The organism is Kurthia sp. 11kri321, assembly GCF_001534765.1.
Taxonomy (GTDB): domain Bacteria; phylum Bacillota; class Bacilli; order Bacillales_A; family Planococcaceae; genus Kurthia; species Kurthia gibsonii.
In genome coordinates this window covers 256,643-278,094 of sequence record NZ_CP013217.1, presented here as the reverse complement: position 1 = coordinate 278,094, position 21,452 = coordinate 256,643, and the positions used below count along the sequence as shown (strand labels likewise).

Below are 21,452 nucleotides of genomic sequence, written 5' to 3'. Positions count from 1 at the left end.
ATAATATTTATATTACACGATGAGGTGACAAAATGTTTAATCGAACTGAAAATCTTTCACTTTATATTAAAAAGTACCCCGTAATTTCTGTTTTAATCGGTATGAACTTGGTCGTATATCTACTCGGTTTGATTCCAGGTATAGGAAACAATCTATATGCTCTTGGTATCGCATATAATTATTCCATCTCTCAAGGTGAGTATTGGCGACTTATTACAGCCATGTTTTTACATGGTGGCTTCTTACACTTACTTTTCAACATGTTTGGTTTATATGTATTCGGTCCTGAGTTAGAGCAATTAGCCGGTAAGTTACGATTCTTCTCCATCTATTTCATCTCAGGTTTACTGGCAAATGTTGCAACCTATGTTGTTGAGCCACTAAACTATGCTTCACTTGGTGCAAGCGGTGCAATCTTTGGTATTTTTGGCGCTTACTTAGCATTGGTATATCACACGCGCAAAATTTTACCGCAACTAAAACAATTAATCATTCCTTTAGTTGCAATTTCTGTTATTATGACATTCGTCCAATCAAACATTAATATTACAGCTCACTTAGTTGGATTAGCTGTCGGTTTTATTTTGGGAATGTTCCAATTTACACCAAAACGTATCCGTCGTTTTAGAGAAAAATAAAAAATGAGAAGTAGCTTGTTCGCTGCTTCTCATTTTTTTATTTATTCGGTTGATACCATTTAAATAGTTGACTGATCGCTTGTAAATCAAAATGCTTCAGGTGTGCTGTAAAACCTGTCGTACTCGACATAATATGAACATGGCATGAAGCAATGTCTTTTCGCTCAGCAAAATAACTCTGTGTTACGCGCATCGATTGAATTCGATTCTTCTGCACAACAAATGTTGTTTTACTGAAATAACGATGTACAATCGTTAACTGTAAATGATTTACTGCAAAACCAGCTGTTTTATACTGCCAATATGCACGCAACAGTATAAGCGGAATCAGTACAATACTCCACATGCCATATGGATAGAAGTAATAACTAACGAATCCAACTGGAATAAGTGGTACATAGATTGGATTTAATAAATAACGAATTAAAGACTTCTTTGGCACCTTTGTATACGTTGTTTCCCAAACGTACTCGGGGAATAATTCTTGTAAAATACGAATTGCATTTTTCTTTTTTATGAAGGGTAGTAGGACGACTTGATCTTCTTTTTCATCGCCTGAACCACCTGCACTATCAATAATGACACGACAGTAACCAAATAATTGACGAATTGGATTTTCGATTATACGAATTCCTTGTACACGATTCATTTGAAGTGTCGTTCTCTTTTTCTCTAAAAGCCCCTTTGATAAAAAGAGCTGTTCTTCTGTTCTTTCAAGTTTAAAACCGTAGTTCACAAAATAAGAAATGAGAATTGCTACCGCCCATGATAATAAAATAGCCCCTAATACAATTAAAATAATAAAGAGGACTCCAAAACGAACAATATTCTGCACCTCTCCGTAAATGCGCTCGTACGGAATAAAATCATTAAACTGTGAAGCAATTGCAGCGACAGCAGAGAATAAAATCCCCATACTACTCGAAGTTGTTGCTAATAATATTAATTCTTTCGTATTGATTTGATAGATGAACTCTTTTTCAATACGAATTTCAGCGACCTCTTCTGCTGTACCATCCTCACCTACAATTACTTCTTGTTTTGCTTTTTTCATTTCAAATTCAATTCGATTGGCTTGCTCGCGGGTAATCGCAGTCAAACTGACTTCTGCATCTGCTGAACCGCCAGCTGTTTCAACATCCACACGTACTAATTTAAAAGGTCTATGTAAAATCCCTTCTTTATAGTTCAATGTTTGAATGCGTTCAAATGGAATATACCGTTTATTTTTTACGAATAAACCATATTCGATTCGCAACTCGCCATCTTCAAACCAATAAATAAATTTACGCCATTTAATCCATGCAAATATAAAAACAATGCATAAGAAGAGAATCGCTCCTCCAAGTAAAGCAAGCGTCGGATAAAAATTCTCACCGTCTGATGGGTCTAAACTAAGCTCTAATTTCGCGCTAAATACAAAAATGACAACAGGTAATAATAATGTTTTAATCGCATTAAAAAAATTAATGGCGATTGTAATAGGGTGTAGACGCATAACTTGTTCATTAGACATCTTCTTCAGCCACCCTTGCTAATTTAGAAATTCTTCTTCGTAATTCATCTGCTTCTTCCATTTGTAAAGCAGGAATCGTATGTGTAGTTGCTGCAGTTGAAATCGAAATTTCTGCTAAATTATACTTCTTTAAAATCGGTCCTTGCACCGTATCAACATGCTGTACACGAATCATCGGTACGAGTGTTCTCTCAACTACAAACAACCCTGATTGCACTTCAATTTCTTGTTCACGCACTTCATAACGCCAGCGCTGCCAGCGAATTTTCGGAAATAAGTAAATACCACAAAAAGCTTCAATTACCCATAACCCTAAAACTGTATATGGAATCCATTTATACCATTCAAAATAATACGTTAAGAAAAAAATAAGAGCAGTAATTAATAATGCAATGCCCGAAAAAATACATGCATGAATTCGCCAAACGGTTAATCCTTTTGGATCAATTTGATATTTTAATTCATCCACCTTAGATATGCCTCCTTTTCCAAAGATTTGGAATCTACTTAATTATACGTATTATAACAAAAAGCGTTCCATTTTTTTATGTATAAAAAAACTCATGAATCGCTCGAAAGCCATTCATGAGTTGTATATGTTGATTAATCTTCGCTTGAGCGACGACGACGTTCGCCACCACGGTTATCACGACGACGATCTCCGCCACGTGAACCACCATCACGACGTTCGCTTGAAGAACGTTCACCGCGTGAACCACCGCGACGATCTCCACCGCCACTACGTGAGCCACCACGACGATCTCCACCGCGTGAACCGCCACTACGTGAACCACCACGGTATCCACCGCCGCTACGTCCACCACGTGAACCGCCACCATTTCCGCCGCCACGACGCATTGGTAATGGACGCTCTTCAGAAATTTGGATTGGTGTATCATCTGGCTCGTTCGTTAATGATTTAAGAGCTGCTGCAACTAAATCAATTGCATCATTTGTAGCTAATAAGTCTTCAGCCATACTGCGGTAACCACTCGCATTATTTTTATTAACTAACTCTTGTAATTGTTCAACAGCTAATTTCTTTTGTCCTACTAAAGCTTCATCAGCAGTAGGTGGTTTTAAAGGTGTCATACGTTTTTTCGTTGTTTCTTCAACGATACGTAAGTAACCCATTTCACGAGGTGTTACGAATGTAACTGCCATACCTGATTTACCAGCACGACCTGTACGACCAATACGGTGAACGTATGATTCTGGATCTTGTGGAATATCAAAGTTGTAAACATGTGTTACACCTGAAATATCTAAACCACGAGCTGCTACGTCTGTTGCTACTAATACATCAATTTTATTTTCTTTGAATTGACGTAATACAGAAAGACGTTTTGCTTGAGATAAGTCACCGTGAATACCTTCAGCAAGGTAACCGCGAATGCTTAATGCGTGAGATAATTCATCTACACGACGTTTTGTACGACCAAATACGATTGCAAGTTCTGGTTGGTGTACGTTTAATAAACGAGATAGAACGTCGAATTTTTCGCGTTCCTGTGCTTTTACGAAGAATTGTTCAATGTTATCCACTGTTAATTCTTTTGCTTTAATTTTTACGCTTTCTGGCTCAGTCATGAATGTATCTGCAATTTTACGAATTGCTGGAGGCATTGTTGCTGAGAATAAAAGTGTTTGGCGCTCAGCCGGTACGTTTTCAAGAATTGCATTGATATCCTCAATGAATCCCATGTTTAACATTTCGTCTGCTTCATCTAATACTAACGTTTCAACGTTTTCTAGTTTAAGCGTACGACGTTTAATGTGGTCTAAAATACGTCCTGGAGTACCTACGATAATTTGTGGTTTATTTTTTAATGCACGAATTTGGCGGCTAATGTCTTGTCCACCGTATACAGAAAGAATACGAGCACGTTTACCGTGACCAATTTTGTAGATTTCTTCTGAGCATTGGATGGCTAATTCGCGTGTAGGGGCAATTACTAATGCTTGAATTGCTTGATTTTTAGGGTCAATTTTTTCGATTAGTGGTACACCAAATGCTACTGTTTTACCAGTACCAGTTTGTGCTTGTCCGATGATATCGTTGCCTGCAATTGCTAGTGGAATTGTACCTTCTTGGATTGGTGTTGCTGATTCGAATCCCATGCGTTCTAGGGATTTTAATGTTGATTCGCTAATATTTAGTTCTGAAAAATTTGTCAAACTTCTCATTCTCCTTTTTCGTGTTTGAATTTGACAAATGGTTACATTTTCAGATGAAAACTAGGGCAAATCGAGCCTCATGTTAGGAAAATTCCTTAACTATTATATCTCTGTGGAATGCAGAGTAACTTTAGATAAAATAAAGCCCGGTCTTTGCCGAGCGGTTCAATTCTACGCTTTTTAACGGTAATATAGAATCGACCGTAATGTTCAAAAAAAAAGTACTCTCTCATCAATGTATGGAGAGTCTTCATATAAAATGTATCCATTGCTCTAATCATTCTAACACGACATAGACTTGTATGCAATCAATTACAATCAGGCATAATATTCTGATTTCTTTTATCGGCTATTATAAATTGAAATACTCGTTCAAACCACTCGTTTTGATCGTCACTATAACAAATATGATGTTCACCACTTTTTGAAAAATACATTTGCTTATCAACCGATTGAATCTGCTCATATAAAAATGATGCCGCTTCCTTTGGTACAACACCATCTTTTTCACCTTGTATAATCATCGTTGGTTGGTGAATTCGATGTAGGTACGGTAAGACTGTATGTACCACTTTTAAAAAATGTTTCATTGTTGGTACCGTCATATGACGCGTCTGGTTGATGGCAGCTTGCAAAAAACGTGCCTGTGCAGTTGTTAACTGCTTTCTTTGTTTGATCAGTTCCTTACATGTGAGAAATAATTTTTTTACATCCACAAATTTTGCTGCTGTACTTAAAAGAATTAATTTTTTCACACGGTAACGTAAAGCGAGGTAGAGTGCTAACAATCCCCCCATTGAAAAACCTACGACAATGACTTCATCCACTTGTTTTTCAAGTAGGCGATAAGCATTTTCAACATCACGAAACCAATGTTCAGAACTAACTCCTTTCAAATTGAGTGCCTCACCATGACCTGTTAATGTTACGACTGAACATGTCCATTCGGAACGTTTTTCCATTAAATAGTCGACTAACGGTTGCACTTCTGTTGTATTCCCCGTAAATCCATGAATAAACAATATTCCTCGTTTCAAGTAGGCTCCCTCCATTAAAAAAACGACTAATGTACTATACCCACATTAGTCGTTTTCTCACTGTATGTTATTGGAAGTGCTTTAGAATTGTCTCAAGCGCCATGCCACGAGAGCCTTTTAAAAGAATCATCGTTTTTTCATCAGCCTGTTGTTCAATTTTTTGAATAATTGGCTCATATGCTTGTTCAGACCAAACAACATCTACAGTTGGATATTGCGTCTGAATTGCTGCATATAAAACTTTCATACGAGAGCCATATAGACAAATTGTTTGAATCTCATCAAAGTCAATTGATTCGATTAAATCATGATGATATTGTTCTTCTTGTTCACCAAGCTCTAACATATCACCAAGTACAACCCATTTATTTGGACGCATTTGAGTTGTAGACATGAACGTAAGTGCTGCACGAACTGAAGTTGGTGCTGCATTATACGCATCATTGATGAAGAGTAAAGAACCGCATGTTACAAGTTGCATACGCATATTTGTAAGGGATACTTGTTTTAAGGAAGTGCGAATTTGATCGTCTGTCAAACCGATTGTATGTGCTACTCCCATAACTGCTACTGTATTTTTCACTTGATGGCTACCGAGTACAGGAATCATAAACTGTCCATTTAATAAACCATGCACTTCAAACTGACTTCCTTCTTCATTCGTTTCAATTTGATCTGCGTATAAATCATTCGTGCTTTCAAAACCAAACGAAGTAGTTTGGAGTCCTTTTTCTTGTGCGACTAACTCTTGTAACAACGGTTCATCACCATCAAAGAATAAGCGTCCATTTTCTTGTAGCCCTTGAATGATTTCAAACTTGGCTTTCGCAATACCAGCACGAGAGCCAAGTGCCTCCATATGCGCTTCACCAATATTTGTAATGATGACATGATGCGGCTTTGCAAGCTTCGTTAAAAACTCGATTTGTCCAAAACCATCCATACCCATCTCTAAAATGGCAAATTCTGTATCTTCGTCTAAAGATAAAATAGTAAGAGGCATACCTAATTGATTATTAAAGTTACCCTCTGTTTTTTGAACTTTATAATACGGCATAAGCGTCCCAGCAAGTAAGTCCTTTGTTGAAGTCTTACCATTGGAACCTGTAATACCAATAAAAGTTGCTTGATGTTCTGCACGATACGCTTTCGCCATCTGCTGTAACGCTTCTTCTGCATCATCTACTAAAATAACAGGAATATTCGTCGGCATATTTGGTTCATCTTTTTGCCAAAGTGTCGCCGTTGCACCTGCTTCAATTGCTTGTTGAATATACTGATGCCCGTTCGTTTTTTCACCTTTAAAAGGAATGAATAAATCTCCTGGTTGTAAGGTACGTGTATTAATCGACACACCTGTAATCCATTCCTGTTGACCATTCACAGCCTCTTGTTGTAACCAGTTAGCTACTTGTTGAACTGTTTTTTTCATTTTACTTCCGCCACCTTATTGAAAATGAAGTTGTTGTTTCTCTTCAAAACGCTCAATTCCAAGTGTGATTAGCGCTTCAATTAATTCTGGATATGAAAGACCTGTATTTTTCCACAGAATCGGATACATACTTACAGGTGTAAAACCTGGTAATGTATTCACTTCGTTAATCAATACTTCATCATCTGCTGTTACAAAGAAATCGGCACGTACTAAACCACTTCCGTCCAATACTTTAAAGGCACGTTTTGCCATGTCCGTCATTTTTTGCTCAACTACTTCTGAAACAGGTGCTGGAATTAATAATTCTGTACTACTATCTTTATATTTTGAATCATAGTCATAGAAATCAGTTAAAGGCTTGATTTCACCTGGAACAGATACTTTTGGTTCATCATTTCCTAGAACGGCCATTTCTACTTCACGTGCAACCACGCCTGTTTCGATAATGACTTTACGATCATATTTGAAAGCTACATCGATTGCCTCAATTAATTCTTGTTGATTTGAAGCTTTATTAACACCGACACTTGAACCCAGATTAGCTGGTTTTACAAACATTGGATACGTTAATTTTTCTTCCATCTCTTTTACAAGTGCTTGCTGTGATTTTTGCCATTCTTTACGAATAAAATACACATAAGGAACTTGTTTAAGACCTGCAATTTCAAATAGTTGCTTCATAACAACTTTATCCATCCCAGCAGATGAAGCAAGTACACCACACCCCACATAAGGAATGTTTAATACTTCTAAAAATCCTTGTACTGTGCCATCTTCTCCGTATGTACCATGTAGTAGTGGGAATACAATATCAAAAGGTCGCTCTTGTTGTGATAGTAAGAAACTTGAGATGTCATGTGGTTGCGCATCTTTTCCTTGATTGAATTGTAATGCTTCTACTGTTTCTACAGGTGCTGTTAAATAAGCGCCTTTCACCCATTCACCTTCACGCGTAATATAAATTGGCACGATTTCGTACTGATCATAATTTAGCGCTTGTGTCACCGCTTTTGCTGTTGATAAAGACACCTCATGCTCTGCTGATTGACCACCGTATAAAAGACCCAATTTTTTCTTCATTTTGACTTCCTCCATATACTCCATTATTTTCTTTTTATTTGGAATCTGAAAATCTTTGAACTTTACAAGACGTATTCTATTTTAGAAGGTTGCACGAATGAACCTTTTAACATATACCCAAATTTCAAGCTTTCAAAATAACATTTCTATCATAGCACTCTCAACATTTATTGGGGCAGAAAAACGTAAAAAGTTATCCTTCTTCATATTTTTTTCACCAAAAAAGCATCCCGAGTCGTTCAAGACGTTGGAATGCTCTAGGCTAATTAGTGAATATTTGCTTGAATCGTTGTTGTTGCATCATGTTTTAAAATAGCATTTAAATCATCCCAAATTTCATCTGGGAATTGAATGTCTGCTACATTACGAACTTCTAAAACATAGGCCACTTTTGGTTTCTCAACACGATACAATGATAGTAATATACCATCTTTTGCATCTTCTCTAATTTGTTCATAGTCTGTCGCCGTATAATGTGGGATACGTGAGAGTGGCTTTCTTCTCCAAAATGAAAGTGAACGTTCTTTCATCTGAATCAAATGATTGAACCATCTTGTTACAATTTGTGAGACTTCTTCTAAATCGCGCACATATACTTTTGTAAACTTCTCGCTTTTTGATTCTAAATAAACAAATCGATTTTGTAGCTGATGATAAAATGGTGAACGAATCGGCTCTTTTTTATGCCCAATGTATAATAATTCTGCTTGCTCTTGCGGTGTTAAAAGATTTAACTTTTTCTCATCGGAAAAATCGATCCAACACAAGTCGCTTTTTTTATCACTCATTTGCTTGGAAAATTTTGTTAGCTCATTCTGTTCAACAAAAGCTAATCGCGTATGCATATTAAAAGAACCTTCTTCTGCATTTTGAATATTTTTTAAAAGCAGCAGATTTCCAAGCTGATCGACTGAAAAAATGAAATCTTGTAAATTCAACCCACTAAAAATAACGAATTGATTCAATTCATTCGTATGTATATATAAATGTCTCATATAATCATCTGCAGTGCGTATTTTTTTCGACAAGTCAATCACCTCTCTCCCCATTATCTATTATAAAATGAAATACGAAAATATGAAACATTTGTGATCTGTTTTCGTCACATCTTTGGTATGAAGCGTGTTACAATAATAAGCGTTATTGTACGCCAAAAGTTATTTTACATTTTTCGTTTGAATTGTTATAAGTTGTGGAATTTTAAGGTAGATACATATTCTTTTCAACTTTGGAGTTTAATATAAGTTAGGAGTTTGCTCAATGAAAATAAAAGTGGACGGGAAAATTTTGACGCTTTTAATTGTACTCTGCGCAATCAGTTGTACATTTATTTATACAGCCGTTGCAGGCTCAAACCAGTACGGCGACCCAAAAAGTTTTGTTATTAAACAGCTTGTTTTTTATGTAGTCGGTATTATTGTCATGATTGTGATTGCCCAAACCGATATTAATAAGTTAAAAACACTCGGTGTTGGTATGTATATCTTCACATTCGTTATGTTATTACTATTAATTGTAGCACCTGAAAGTATCGCAAAACCAATTAATAATGCAAAGTCTTGGTATCAAATTCCATTCGTTGGGACATTTCAGCCATCTGAATTTTTAAAGTTCGCCTTACTCATTTTGACGGCTTACATTATTGTGAAACATACGGAACGATATCCCGTAAAATCAATCAAACATGATTTCTTATTACTCGGCAAAATCGGTTTGCTTGTATTACCACCATCATTAATTGTCTATCAACAGCCAGATACTGGGATGATTATGTTATACTTTGCGATGATTTTCCCAATGCTGTTTTTCTCAAATATCTCGAAGAAAATTCTATTCCCAGTTTTAGCAGTTCCGATTGCGATTGTTTCAGTTGTTGCCTATATCTATATCTTTATGAATGATTTTTTCCAAAATAACCTTTTGACAAAATTATCTCCTCACCAACAGTCACGTATTCGTGGTTGGCTTGATCCTTTTAGTTATGGTGACTCTGCTTATCAAACACAAAAAGGGATTTTAGCAATTGGTTCTGGACAAGAATTTGGTAAAGGTTTATCAGGTAATAATGTTTATATACCTGAAAAACATACCGATTTTATTTTTGCTAATATTGGCGAAGAAGTCGGTTTCATCGGTGCTTCATTCGTATTGATCGTTTTATTCTTATTACTTTATCGATTTGTACAAATTGCCTTATCAAATAAGTCACAATATACATCGTTATTAACTGCAGGAATTATCAGCTTGCTGACATTCCAAATTTTCCAGAATGTCGGGATGACGATGGGGGTTCTTCCTGTAACAGGTATTACACTACCTTTCCTAAGTTATGGTGGTAGCTCACTCGTATCCAATATGTTACTCGTAGGTATTATGGCTGCTATTCAAAATGATAATGGTGATTACATGTTTACGACAAAAGAAGATTAATTAAAAACCTGTGCACGATTCACACTTCAAATGTGAACGTCACAGGTTTTTTCATAATAAAAAACCAGCTACCCTTTTTTAAAGAAGGATACCTGATTGATTGTTTCATATGTACAAACTAAGTTGAAGTGCCTTGCACCACATCAAATTAGTTATGTGTTTGTGGTTTGTTTTTTGGCGGCGCGAGTGCTTTAAGTAATTCTAGACGAGATTTCGTTGCAGTTGCCTTCACACCAATTTTGGATAAGTTAGAAATAATTTTCGTTACATCTACTTCTCTCTTCATACTCTTACACCTCTCCTTGCTGTCATGAATTAAAACGATTTTCAAGAAAATAAGTTTCATACTTGACGGTTTTTTATTTGCTTTTTTCTTACATCTATCATATCATCTTTTGTCATTAAATTGTTTATCAATATTGTTACATCTTAATTTTTTACAAGAAATTTACAATTTTATTTCACAAAAAATTTGAATACAAATTATACTTACCACTATTTTATCTACTTTAAACTTTTAATTTCACTTTCTTGCATACCCCTATAGCGTATGTTATGTTATATATATCGTAACTCACCGGAATAGTCTTTCTATTTTACATACCCCCATTAGGTATGTTAAAGTATAACCATACAAATGAACGTAAAGGAGCGATGCTTTATGACAACTGTTCCTGAGTGTCACACAAATAATGAAGAGCGTAAAAGCCACCACCCAGAACATGTTAAGAAAAATCTGGTGACGCGATTGAATCGTATTGAAGGTCAAATTCGTGGAATTAAGGGTATGGTAGAAAAAGATGTATATTGTGACGATATCATCACACAACTCTCTGCAACACAATCTGCACTAAACTCTGTTGCAAAAGTATTATTTGAAGGACATTTAAAAGGTTGTGTCAAAGATCGCCTACAAAATGGTGACGAAGAAATACTAGACGAATTAGTCGTTACGATGCAAAAATTAATGAAAAAATAAGGAGTGCTTGAATATGACAGAAGAAATGCAATTACATGTTGAAGGAATGTCTTGTGGACATTGCGTAAAAGCAGTTGAAAGTAGTGTAGGTGCCATTGATGGTGTCGAAACTGTACGCGTTACATTGGATCAAGGATTAGTTGAAGTAACGTATAATCCTAGACAAGCCTCTGTAGAAGATATGAAGGCTGCAATTGAAGAAGAAGGATACACTGTAAAATAATTTATATTGGGTTGTCTTATATTAAGACAGCCCATTCCTTACAGAAAAATATACCCCATATAGGTATAAAAGGAGCTGGACATAATGAGTAAATCAAATGAAATTAATCTCGATATTCAAGGAATGACCTGTGCAGCTTGTGCCAACCGGATTGAGCGTGGATTAAATAAGATGGATGGTATCGAAGCTAATATTAACTTGGCACTCGAAACAGGTAAAGTAGTTATCCATAACGATATGAGCGCTGAAGATGTCATTCAGAAAATCCAATCACTGGGCTATGACGCTGTTGTTCATCAAGATGAACAAGAAGGTACAGACTATAAGCAAAAAGAAATCAAACGTAAAACAACACAACTCATTGTCTCCATTATTTTCTCTTTACCACTTTTATGGACAATGGTCGCACATTTTTCTTTTACATCCCACCTATATGTACCTGAACTATTTATGAATCCTTATGTACAATGGGGACTTGCAACAGTTGTTCAGTTTGGTATCGGCTGGCAATTCTATAAAGGAGCATACTTTGCACTCCGTAATAAGAGCGCCAATATGGACGTATTAATCGTCCTCGGAACTTCTGCTGCTTACTTTTACAGCGTATATGTTGTTCTGCGAAATGAAGCAGCCATTGAACAAGGACAAATGCTCGATTTATACTTTGAAACGAGTGCTGTATTAATTACATTAATACTCCTTGGAAAAGTATTTGAAGCGCGTGCAAAAGGTCATTCTTCTGACGCAATCAAAAAATTACTCAACTTACAACCTAAAACAGCCTTCATTGAAAAAGACGGCGAGCTACTCGAAGTACCTGCAAAAGAAGTCCAAGTAGGCGATATTTTAGTCATTCGCCCCGGTGCCTCTATCCCCGTAGACGGTGAAGTAGTATCAGGTTCATCTGCTGTAGATGAATCCATGTTAACAGGTGAAAGTTTACCTGTAGATAAAACCAGTGGTTCCAATGTATTTGCTGCTACTGTTAACAGTAATGGTACACTTCGTATTAAAGCAACGAATACAGGTAATAAAACGGTGTTATCAAATATCATTAAAATAGTTGAAGAAGCGCAGGGTTCAAAAGCGCCTATTCAACGTCTTGCTGATCAAATCTCCGGTATTTTTGTTCCAATCGTTATTGGAATTGCAATTTTAACATTTATTATTACGCTCTGGGTTGTCGGTACAAGCTTTATTACAGCCCTTGAACATACCATTGCTGTACTCGTTATCGCTTGTCCATGTGCACTTGGTCTCGCAACACCGACATCCATTATGGCTGGTTCAGGGCGTGCTGCTGAAATGGGTGTTCTTTTCAAAACTGCTGAAGCACTAGAACAAACACGCACAATTGATACAATCGTTTTCGATAAAACAGGAACGATTACAAAAGGACAACCTGTTGTTACAAACTTCTATGTGAATCGCTCACATGATGAGGAAGAAGTAATGCAGCTGATTGCTTCTGCTGAAAAAGCATCTGAACATCCTTTAGCACAAGCGATTGTGCACTATATCGAAAAAACAATGAAAGTTCAAGCTGCAACGGATTTCCAAGCCATTTCAGGTCATGGTATTGAAGCAACAATTGAAGGCAAACAAGTAATTGTCGGAAACCAACGTCTACTTGAAAATCGTATGATTACAATTCACGATATTGAAAATTTCGATGAACAAGGAAAAACGATTATGTACGGTGCAATTAACGGACAACATGTAGCAACGATTGCTGTAGCAGATGAAGTAAAAGAAACTTCAAAACAAGCAATGGCTGAATTGCATGCTTTAGGTATTAAAACCGTTATGCTAACAGGTGACAGAGAAGCTGTTGCACAAGCAATTGCTAAAGAAGTTGGCATTGATGAAGTCGTATCAGATGTATTACCAGCTGGTAAAGCAAATGAAATCAAACGACTTCAAAAAGACGGAAAAGTTGCAATGGTTGGCGATGGTATTAACGATGCGCCTGCTCTTGCAACGGCAGATATCGGGATTGCGATGGGAACAGGAACAGACGTAGCAATTGAAGCCGCTGACATTACAATTATGCAAGGTGACTTAATGCGTGTTGTACAAGCTGTTAAAATGAGTCGTGCCACTGTTCGAAACATTAAACAGAACCTCTTCTGGGCACTCGCTTATAACTCAATTGGAATTCCAATTGCCGCAATCGGCTTACTAGCTCCATGGGTTGCAGGTGCTGCCATGGCATTTAGTTCCGTATCTGTTGTACTCAATGCCCTTCGCTTACAACGTACAAAAGTATAAACACTCTTAAGGAGAAGCTGACACATCGTCGCTTCTCTTTTTTATGCTCTTTACTGTTTTAAGTTACTTGATTACGTGTATAGGTAAAGAATGGATTATTTTTATCTATTCCCTTGTAATCTACTAGGCATATTTGATTTTTTTAGTATAGTATAGAGTGTACAAAATGAAAGAAAGGAGGACATACTATGAATAAATCATTAATGCTTCTCTTATCCGTTCAATTCCTCGTATATGTTGGATTTGGGCTTGTTATTCCTGTTCTACCACTTGTAGTAACCGAACAAGGATTTAGCGATATTCATGTGGGTGGCCTATTAACTGTCTATTCTCTCGCTAGCTTCTTCACAGCACCTATTTGGGGAAGTCTCTCTGATAAAATGGGACGAAAAAGACTTATTCTGATTGGGTTATTCGGCTTCAGTATGAGCTTCTTAATTTTTGCAATCTTCTCTGATTCATTAATCATGATGTATGTATCTCGTATTATCGGTGGTTTATTCTCTGGCGCACTTTATACATCGGTGACTGGATTTATCGGTGACTCATCTTCAGATGAAAATCGTAATATGTATATGGGCTTCATGGGGATGTCGATTGGTTTAGGCTTCATTTTCGGCCCAGCAATTGGTGGATTACTTGGTGCAATTAGTATTAATATGCCATTCTATGTATCATCTATTTTATTACTTATTTTATTAGTTTATGCATCGCTTGTGTTAAAAGACCCACCACGTAAAGGTGAAGCGGAAAAACGTGCAATCATTCCAAAAGGAGCTTCGACTCTTTTAAAATATCGTGTACGTTATCTATTCTTCTTCTCATTCATGGTGACATTCTTATTAGCGGGTGTTGAATCAACACTTCAACTATTCCAAATTGATAAGATTAATATTACATCTGCTCAACTTGGCTCACTATTCCTATTTAGCGGATTAGTCGACTTTGCGATCCAAGGCGGTGTCGTTCGTAAAATCAAAGATGGTTCCGAATGGATTTTCATCATTATTGCACAAGTCGTAACAGCAGTTGGACTCGCTATGTTCCCATTCACAAGTAGTTTAGCATTTGCTGGTTTTGCACTCTGTGTATTTACAGCAGGTAACGCACTAGCTCGTACATTAACTACTTCGCTTGCTTCAAAAGAATCTGGTGGTAAGTATGGTACAGCTGCTGGTTTAAGCTACTCAATGGATAACTTAGGTCGAATTATCGGTCCAATGTTCTTTACATGGGTATTTACAATGCAAATCAACTTACCTTATATCATTGCGGCTTCACTCGGTCTATTATCAATCTTTGTCATCTTAACATTCAAAGCAAGTAAAAAGACATTACGTGAACCACAAGTGAAGGTAGAAAAAACTTAACTAAAAAAACAGGCTCGGTATATTGTATCTCACAATACATGCCGAGCCTATTTATTTATCACAATAAAAAAGCACACCTATTTGTATGATAGATGTGCTCTCTTTATTAAACTTCTGCTAAGTTTTGAGGTTCTTTTGAGTTGAATGTATCTTTGTCTAATTCACCTGTTGCACGAGCTGATGTTACACCAGCAACCATTGAACCACTTACGTTTAACGCAGTACGTCCCATATCGATTAATGGCTCTACTGTAATTAATACACCTGCTAAAGCAACTGGTAAGTTCATTGCTGAAAGTACGATAATTGCTGCAAATGTTGCACCACCACCAACACCTGCTACACCAAATGAACTGATAGCTACAACTAAAATTAATGTAAAGATGAAACTTGGTTCAAGTGGATTAATACCGACAGTTGGTGCAATCATAACTGCAAGCATCGCTGGATAAACACCCGCACAACCATTTTGACCAATTGATACACCAAATGATGCCGCAAAGTTCGCAATTGCATCTGGCACACCTAAACGTTTCGTTTGAGTTTGGATATTTAAAGGTAAAGTACCTGCACTCGAACGTGATGTGAATGCAAAGATTAATGTTGTTGAAACCTTCTTCACATACGTAATCGGGCTAACACCTGTTAAGCTAATGATGATTAAATGAATAACAAACATTGCAATTAATGCTGCATAGGAAGCGATAACGAATTTCCCCATGTTGTAAATCGCACCAAAATCAGAAGTAGCAACTGTTGAAGTCATAATTGCTAAAATACCGAATGGAGTTAAACGTAAAACGATTTTTACAACATTCATTACTAATGCATAAATCGCTTCAATTCCTGTTTTAATTAAATCAGCTGTTTTTTCATCCTTACGACGTACACCTAGATAAGCAAAGCCTAAAAACGCTGCAAAAATAACGACTGCAATTGTTGAAGTTGGACGAGCGCCTGTTAAGTCTAAGAATGGGTTTGTAGGTAACAGATCAAGAATTTGTTGTGGTAAAGTACGGTCGCCCATTTCCTCTGTTTTTTGAACAATTTGTTCACCACGTTGTTGTTCTGCACTACCATTCATTAATGAACTTGCATCTAAATTAAAACTTGCTGCTGACGCAATACCTACTGCTGCTGCAATACCTGTTGTTGCAACAAGTGTAATTAAAATAATGGATGCCATCTTACCAAAATTCTTACCGACAATTACTTTCGTGAATGCCGCAACAATTGAGATAAATACTAATGGCATTGCAACCATTTGTAGTAATTTCACATAACCTGAACCGATAATGTTAAACCAATCGGTTGATTGAACCAAAATATCTGATGTAGCACCATATGTAAAATGTAATGCTAAACCATATAAAATCCCTAGTCCCAAACCTGTAAATACACGTTTAGAAAAAGATACCTTCTTTTTATTCATAACGACTAATAAACTAATAAGACCAATTAAAATAACAACATTTAATATTGTTAAAAAGATACTCATGGATGTTCCTCCTCTTTGACAAAAGATATTCTTTCGTTGCTTTTCACATAATAATATAACAATACCTATCGGTCAAGTATGTTTTATTCGTAAATATAATATTACTTCTTTCCAATGAAGGAATAAGATATACTTATAAGGAAAAATTAGGAGGGAGAAATCATGTTAATTAGCGATACAACTCATCTCATTTCATATATCGTTTCGGTGACATTATTTTTCAATATCATACTTGCTCTTGCTATTATCTTTTTGGAAAGACGCGAATCATCTTCGATTTGGGCATGGCTTCTCGTACTTTTCTTTATTCCCATTGTCGGGTTTATTTTATATTTACTACTTGGACGTAAACTGACAAGACGACGTATGTTTAGATGGAGTGGACGTAAAAAGATTGGTATCGAAACATTAGTTGACTATCAAATTGAATCGATTAAAGAAGGTAGTTTTGAATATAAATTATCTGAAACAGCTTCAAAATATAAAGAACTTATCTACATGAACTTGTTATCAAATCACGCTGTTTTAACACAAGATAATCACATTCATATCTTCGATGATGGACAAGATAAATTCGATCGTCTTTTAGAAGATATTGCTGAAGCTAAACATCATATCCATATTCAATACTACATTTTTAGATTAGATCGACTAGGCACACGCATTTTAGATGCACTCATTGAAAAAGCGAGGCAAGGTGTACAAGTGAGAGTCCTCTATGATGAAATGGGATCACGCGGTGTGCATAAAAAAGATTTTAAAGCTTTAATTGAACAAGGAGGAGAAGTAGAAGTATTCTTCCCGTCTGTTCTTCCTTTAATCAACCCACGTATGAACTATCGTAACCACAGAAAAATTGTTGTAATTGATGGAAAAGTTGGTTATATCGGTGGCTTTAACGTAGGTGATGAATATCTAGGTTTAAAAGAGAAATTTGGTTACTGGCGTGATACGCATCTACGTATTAATGGCAGCTCTGTTCAACCATTACAAACACGTTTTTTACTTGATTGGAATCAAGCATCTGATCGTAAAAATTTAGAGTATGAAGATAGTTTCTTCCCAACATTTTATCGTCAAGGGAATACAGCTATTCAAATCGTATCATCTGGACCTGACTCAGATTGGGAGGCAATTAAAAACGGTTATATTAAATTAATTAATATGGCTAAAAAATATGTATATATTCAAACACCTTATTTCATTCCCGATGATGCTTTTATTAACGCTGTACGCATTGCTTGTCTATCTGGAATTGATGTACGCATTATGATTCCAAATAAACCAGATCACATTTTTGTTTACTGGGCAACTTACTATTATGTTGGTTTATTAATTGAAGCTGGCGCAAAAGTATATGTTTATGAAAATGGCTTTTTACACACAAAAATGGTCGTAATTGATGACGAAGCAGCTTCTGTCGGAACGGCAAATATTGATTCACGAAGCTTTAAATTAAACTTTGAAGCAAATGCGTTTATCTATGATACCGATGTAGCACATCAACTGGCTGAACTATTTGAACGCGATATTTTATATTCTTCTGAGCTAACACCTGAAAAATATAAAAATCGTTCAACCATCATTAAACTGAAAGAATCTATTTCTCGATTGCTATCACCTATTTTATAACGAAAAAGAACTCCTGTATGACTTGTTTATAATCATACAAGAGTTCTTTTTTATTATCCTTTTGCACCGAGATATTCTTCTAATGTCGAGTTATTCTCATAAATTTCTGTCGCTATTTTTTCACCTACATAGCGGAAATGCCACGATTCATGTTTATACCCTGTGACTTTTTCTTTTCCTTTTGGATAACGCATAATAAAACCATATTTATGTGCATTTTTAGCTAACCATTTACCTGCTTCTGTTTCACCAAAACGGTCATCCGCATAGTCTCCTGGCTTTCCTACCTCACCGATATCAAAGGCTAAGCCTGTTTGATGTTCGGAAAACCCTGGACGCGCACTATACGTATCTGCAGCCTCTTTTCCATCTCTTTTCACATAGCCATCATATAAAACTTTTTGACGATCGTATGAGCGATATGTGCTAAATGCATCAAATGTATATCCTGCTTTTTTAGCCGCTTTATTTAATTGTTCAAATGCTTTTCGAGCTTCTTTACTTTCACCTGGCGCAAAATTTTGAGGCATTGGATATACTTTGTTCGCAATTAAAACACCTTTTACATAGTGTTCTTTTTTAGGTGTTTTTTGATTAATAATATAACCACCTGCATCTCTTTTCTCTTGTTCTTTTTCAGTGTTAGTCGTTTGCTGTGATGTTTGTTCTTTTTTGGGTTCGTTCGATTGCTCTTTTTGCTCACTACAAGCTGCTAATAGAATGCTACTACTTAGTAAAAGTGTTGCAGTCCATGTAAATGTTTTTAATCGCATCACTTTTCCTCCTTTATTCTCTGTTCCTTTTATCTTCACTAAAAATGCAGCATCTCATCAAGAGATCCTGCACTTTTCATTACTTGATTGATTCAATTGTAAGACGTTACTTACATAAAAAGGTTCACAAATAGAATACCTGCTGAAGCAATACCGAAGAAAATCGATAAATTGCGCATCCAGCGTGATTCTTTTTCAAAACCTTTTGAAGCCATATCTTTTGCACGCACTGCATTTGTTAATGTAAACATAAGTGTAATACAAAATACTGCCCAGTTGAAATTTTGTTTAATTAGTAAGAATACCGCTAATACACTCGTAATTAAAACGGCGATTCCCATAATTCTTTTCGACACGTTTATTTTCCTCCTCTAATAAAAAAGGCTGTCCTCTTTTACATGCAACTGAGAATCACAGATGGATTTTCAATTGTATTATGTAAATAGAGAGACTGCCTTTGTCTAAGCTCAACACTTATTTTTTCTTTTTCTTCTGTTGTTTCGCAGCACGCTCTGCTGGTGTTAATTTACGTTTTTCAGCGGGAGCTTCTGGTTCAGATTCAACTGTACCACCGAATAGCTTTTTCTTTGGTGCAGGTTCTTGACCTTCTGGTACTGCTGGTGGATATAGCTTACGTCCAATGATTGTTTGAAGTACAAGTAGTGCACCACTAACAGACCAATATAGAGGTAAAGCAGCCATACTTGTGAACGAAATGAACATGATCATAATCGGTGAGATGTACATCATAAGCTTCATTTGTTTCTTTTGTTGCTCTGGAATTGTCCATAGAGATACTTGTGCTTGGAAGAAGTATACAGCACCCGCGATTAATGTCATCGCAATATCCGGATCGCCCAGTTTGAACCATAAGAAGTGATGCGATTGTACATCTGCAGAATAACGAATTGCATAGTACAGACCCATGATAATCGGCATTTGAATAATCATTGGTAAACAACCCATGTTTAATGGATTTACACCATGCTTCTTATATAGTCCCATCATTTCTTGTTGTAGAGCCATTTGCTCTTCTTTAGACTTCGCTTGCTTTAATTTCTTTTGAATATCGTCCATTTCAGGCTTTAACTTGTCCATTTTTTCTTTCATACCTTGTTGATTCTTATAGTTACGAATCATGAATGGCATTAAAATAAGACGTACTAAAACTGTGATAATAATGATGGCACCACCATAACCACCATCTAGAACTGTATTACCAAAGAAATCAATTAAAAACTCCATCGGCTTTACGAATGTGCTATAGAAGAAGCCTTCTTGGTTCTCTACTGCTTCACATCCCGCTAAAATAAACGGCGCTAAACCGAGGATTGAAATTAATCCTAGTTTCTTTTTCACTATTTTCACCTACATCAATTTTTTCACTACTGTGAAGTATACAGTATGTTAGTACAATTAATCAAATCAAAGAAAGGTACATTTAAGACATTTTATAAAATTCTTTCTGGTAGTTGAAAACGGAAATACTCATGATCAACTTGATCGCGGAAATGTTTTGGTGTTAACCCAACATATTTTTTGAAAATTCGCGTGTAATAACTTTGGTTACAGAAGTGGAATTGCTCAGAAATGTTTGAAATACTTTTGTTCGTATGACGCAAGTAATACTGTGATTCTTCCACACGACGTACATTTAAATATTCAACTAATGTAATGCCCACATGTTCCTTAAAAATTCGAGATAAATGTGATGTACTGATTGAGAAATGAAGTGCAATATCTTCAACTGATAAGTCAGTCTCTACTTCGTCATCTATGTACATAATTACTTTGTTTACAGTTTGATGCTTATAAGAAGGCTGTTTTCTTTCTGAAATTACATAAATGTAAAATTCAATTAAGTCATCTGCGAACTGTAAAAATTCAGCATCGTTCATTCTTTCATCAATCATCTCTACGCATGCTGCGTTAAATGCAAATGCTTTTTTAAATGGAGCTTGATTCTCTACTAATTTGCGTGTTACCACAGAAGATAAAACAACGAAGTAGTGTCGAATTGCTCGGAAAAAGTGCTTGCCTGAACGCTCTGAAAGAATATCAATTAGCTTGCCTAGTGTTTCTTTTGCAGCTTCTTCTTCTAATTGATAAATTTCTCTTACTAATTGCGCTTCAATATCAAAGAATTTGTCGATACCATCGTAGCGATTCATCGTTTCAATTTCTTGAAAGTATCGCTTTGAAATAGCTTCTGAAATCGAATATTGGTGTTGTAGCATAAGCTTCCCCATCTTTCTAAAATTACGCATTTTGTAATAACCCACTTTATACTATATAACGAAAATAGTAATATGAAAATAGTTTTAACCCTATTCACACAAAAAATGTAAAAAAATATAAATTGAGCCTTTATACTTACTTTCCTTACACACAA

At 36.0% G+C, this 21,452-nt stretch carries 20 protein-coding genes; 7 read left to right on the top strand and 13 right to left on the bottom strand.

Going from position 1 to position 21,452, the window contains the following annotated elements; genetic code table 11:
* Positions 1–32 precede the first annotated feature (32 nt).
* A complete protein-coding gene (locus ASO14_RS01480; protein WP_068450596.1) occupies positions 33–638 on the top strand; it encodes a rhomboid family intramembrane serine protease in 606 nt (201 codons plus the stop codon).
* Between the two features lie 37 nt (positions 639–675).
* Here ASO14_RS01480 and ASO14_RS01475 read toward each other — a convergent pair whose 3' ends face one another.
* The 7 genes from ASO14_RS01475 to ASO14_RS01445 form a co-directional block, all read right to left on the bottom strand.
* Positions 676–2,154, bottom strand: a complete 1,479-nt coding sequence (locus ASO14_RS01475) for a PH domain-containing protein (RefSeq protein WP_068450594.1) — start codon at positions 2,152–2,154, stop codon at positions 676–678.
* The gene (locus tag ASO14_RS01470; protein WP_068450592.1) at positions 2,147–2,623 is read right to left on the bottom strand and encodes a PH domain-containing protein; all 477 of its coding nucleotides are present in this window, start codon (positions 2,621–2,623) and stop codon (positions 2,147–2,149) included. The genes ASO14_RS01475 and ASO14_RS01470 overlap by 8 nt, the downstream gene beginning before the upstream one ends.
* Before the next feature lie 134 nt (positions 2,624–2,757).
* Positions 2,758–4,332 (bottom strand): degradosome RNA helicase CshA, encoded by a 1,575-nt coding sequence (locus ASO14_RS01465; protein ID WP_068450588.1) that lies wholly within the window; start codon positions 4,330–4,332, stop codon positions 2,758–2,760.
* 308 nt (positions 4,333–4,640) lie between these two features.
* A complete protein-coding gene (locus ASO14_RS01460; protein ID WP_068450586.1) occupies positions 4,641–5,369 on the bottom strand; it encodes an alpha/beta hydrolase in 729 nt (242 codons plus the stop codon).
* 67 nt (positions 5,370–5,436) lie between these two features.
* Positions 5,437–6,801, bottom strand: coding sequence for a UDP-N-acetylmuramoyl-tripeptide--D-alanyl-D-alanine ligase (locus tag ASO14_RS01455; RefSeq protein WP_068450584.1), 1,365 nt, complete (start codon positions 6,799–6,801; stop codon positions 5,437–5,439).
* 15 nt (positions 6,802–6,816) lie between these two features.
* Positions 6,817–7,884: a D-alanine--D-alanine ligase gene (locus ASO14_RS01450; protein ID WP_068450578.1), complete on the bottom strand. Its 1,068-nt coding sequence runs from the start codon at positions 7,882–7,884 to the stop codon at positions 6,817–6,819.
* A gap of 266 nt (positions 7,885–8,150) precedes the next feature.
* Positions 8,151–8,921, bottom strand: coding sequence for a hypothetical protein (locus ASO14_RS01445; protein ID WP_307723178.1), 771 nt, complete (start codon positions 8,919–8,921; stop codon positions 8,151–8,153).
* Positions 8,922–9,144: 223 nt separating this feature from the next.
* Here ASO14_RS01445 and ASO14_RS01440 point away from each other — a divergent pair, with 223 nt between their 5' ends.
* Positions 9,145–10,314 carry an FtsW/RodA/SpoVE family cell cycle protein gene (locus tag ASO14_RS01440; RefSeq protein ID WP_082701337.1) on the top strand — a complete coding sequence of 390 codons (1,170 nt, stop codon included), beginning with the start codon at positions 9,145–9,147 and terminating at the stop codon, positions 10,312–10,314.
* A gap of 148 nt (positions 10,315–10,462) precedes the next feature.
* Here ASO14_RS01440 and ASO14_RS15105 read toward each other — a convergent pair whose 3' ends face one another.
* Entirely contained in the window at positions 10,463–10,600 is a 138-nt protein-coding gene (locus ASO14_RS15105; RefSeq protein WP_165442666.1) for an Lmo0850 family protein, read from the bottom strand.
* A gap of 375 nt (positions 10,601–10,975) precedes the next feature.
* On the opposite strand from ASO14_RS15105, the gene ASO14_RS01435 reads away from it, so the two are divergent.
* The 4 genes from ASO14_RS01435 (at position 10,976) to ASO14_RS01420 (ending at position 15,157) form a co-directional block, all read left to right on the top strand.
* Complete coding sequence (locus tag ASO14_RS01435; protein ID WP_068450576.1) at positions 10,976–11,293, top strand: metal-sensitive transcriptional regulator; 318 nt, start codon at positions 10,976–10,978, stop codon at positions 11,291–11,293.
* 13 nt (positions 11,294–11,306) lie between these two features.
* Positions 11,307–11,516 carry a copper chaperone CopZ gene (gene copZ / locus ASO14_RS01430; protein ID WP_068450575.1) on the top strand — a complete coding sequence of 70 codons (210 nt, stop codon included), beginning with the start codon at positions 11,307–11,309 and terminating at the stop codon, positions 11,514–11,516.
* Between the two features lie 84 nt (positions 11,517–11,600).
* Positions 11,601–13,787, top strand: coding sequence for a heavy metal translocating P-type ATPase (locus ASO14_RS01425; protein WP_068450574.1), 2,187 nt, complete (start codon positions 11,601–11,603; stop codon positions 13,785–13,787).
* A gap of 188 nt (positions 13,788–13,975) precedes the next feature.
* Complete coding sequence (locus ASO14_RS01420) at positions 13,976–15,157, top strand: MFS transporter (RefSeq protein ID WP_068450572.1); 1,182 nt, start codon at positions 13,976–13,978, stop codon at positions 15,155–15,157.
* A 106-nt stretch (positions 15,158–15,263) separates the two neighbouring features.
* Here the strand turns inward: ASO14_RS01420 and ASO14_RS01415 are convergent, their stop codons facing one another.
* Positions 15,264–16,655 (bottom strand): L-cystine transporter, encoded by a 1,392-nt coding sequence (locus tag ASO14_RS01415; protein ID WP_068450570.1) that lies wholly within the window; start codon positions 16,653–16,655, stop codon positions 15,264–15,266.
* 162 nt (positions 16,656–16,817) lie between these two features.
* On the opposite strand from ASO14_RS01415, the gene cls reads away from it, so the two are divergent.
* Positions 16,818–18,287, top strand: a complete 1,470-nt coding sequence (gene cls / locus ASO14_RS01410; RefSeq protein WP_087681108.1) for a cardiolipin synthase — start codon at positions 16,818–16,820, stop codon at positions 18,285–18,287.
* A gap of 53 nt (positions 18,288–18,340) precedes the next feature.
* Here cls and ASO14_RS01405 read toward each other — a convergent pair whose 3' ends face one another.
* The 4 genes from ASO14_RS01405 to ASO14_RS01390 all read right to left on the bottom strand — a co-directional run bounded on the left by ASO14_RS01405 (position 18,341) and on the right by ASO14_RS01390 (position 21,297).
* A complete protein-coding gene (locus ASO14_RS01405) occupies positions 18,341–19,060 on the bottom strand; it encodes a M15 family metallopeptidase (protein WP_068450567.1) in 720 nt (239 codons plus the stop codon).
* A 110-nt stretch (positions 19,061–19,170) separates the two neighbouring features.
* Positions 19,171–19,416, bottom strand: coding sequence for a hypothetical protein (locus ASO14_RS01400; RefSeq protein WP_231726970.1), 246 nt, complete (start codon positions 19,414–19,416; stop codon positions 19,171–19,173).
* A 118-nt stretch (positions 19,417–19,534) separates the two neighbouring features.
* Positions 19,535–20,419 carry a membrane protein insertase YidC gene (gene yidC / locus ASO14_RS01395; RefSeq protein ID WP_068450565.1) on the bottom strand — a complete coding sequence of 295 codons (885 nt, stop codon included), beginning with the start codon at positions 20,417–20,419 and terminating at the stop codon, positions 19,535–19,537.
* 92 nt (positions 20,420–20,511) lie between these two features.
* On the bottom strand, positions 20,512–21,297 hold the full coding sequence (locus ASO14_RS01390; RefSeq protein WP_068450564.1) for an AraC family transcriptional regulator: 786 nt from the start codon (positions 21,295–21,297) through the stop codon (positions 20,512–20,514).
* Positions 21,298–21,452: the final 155 nt, after the last annotated feature.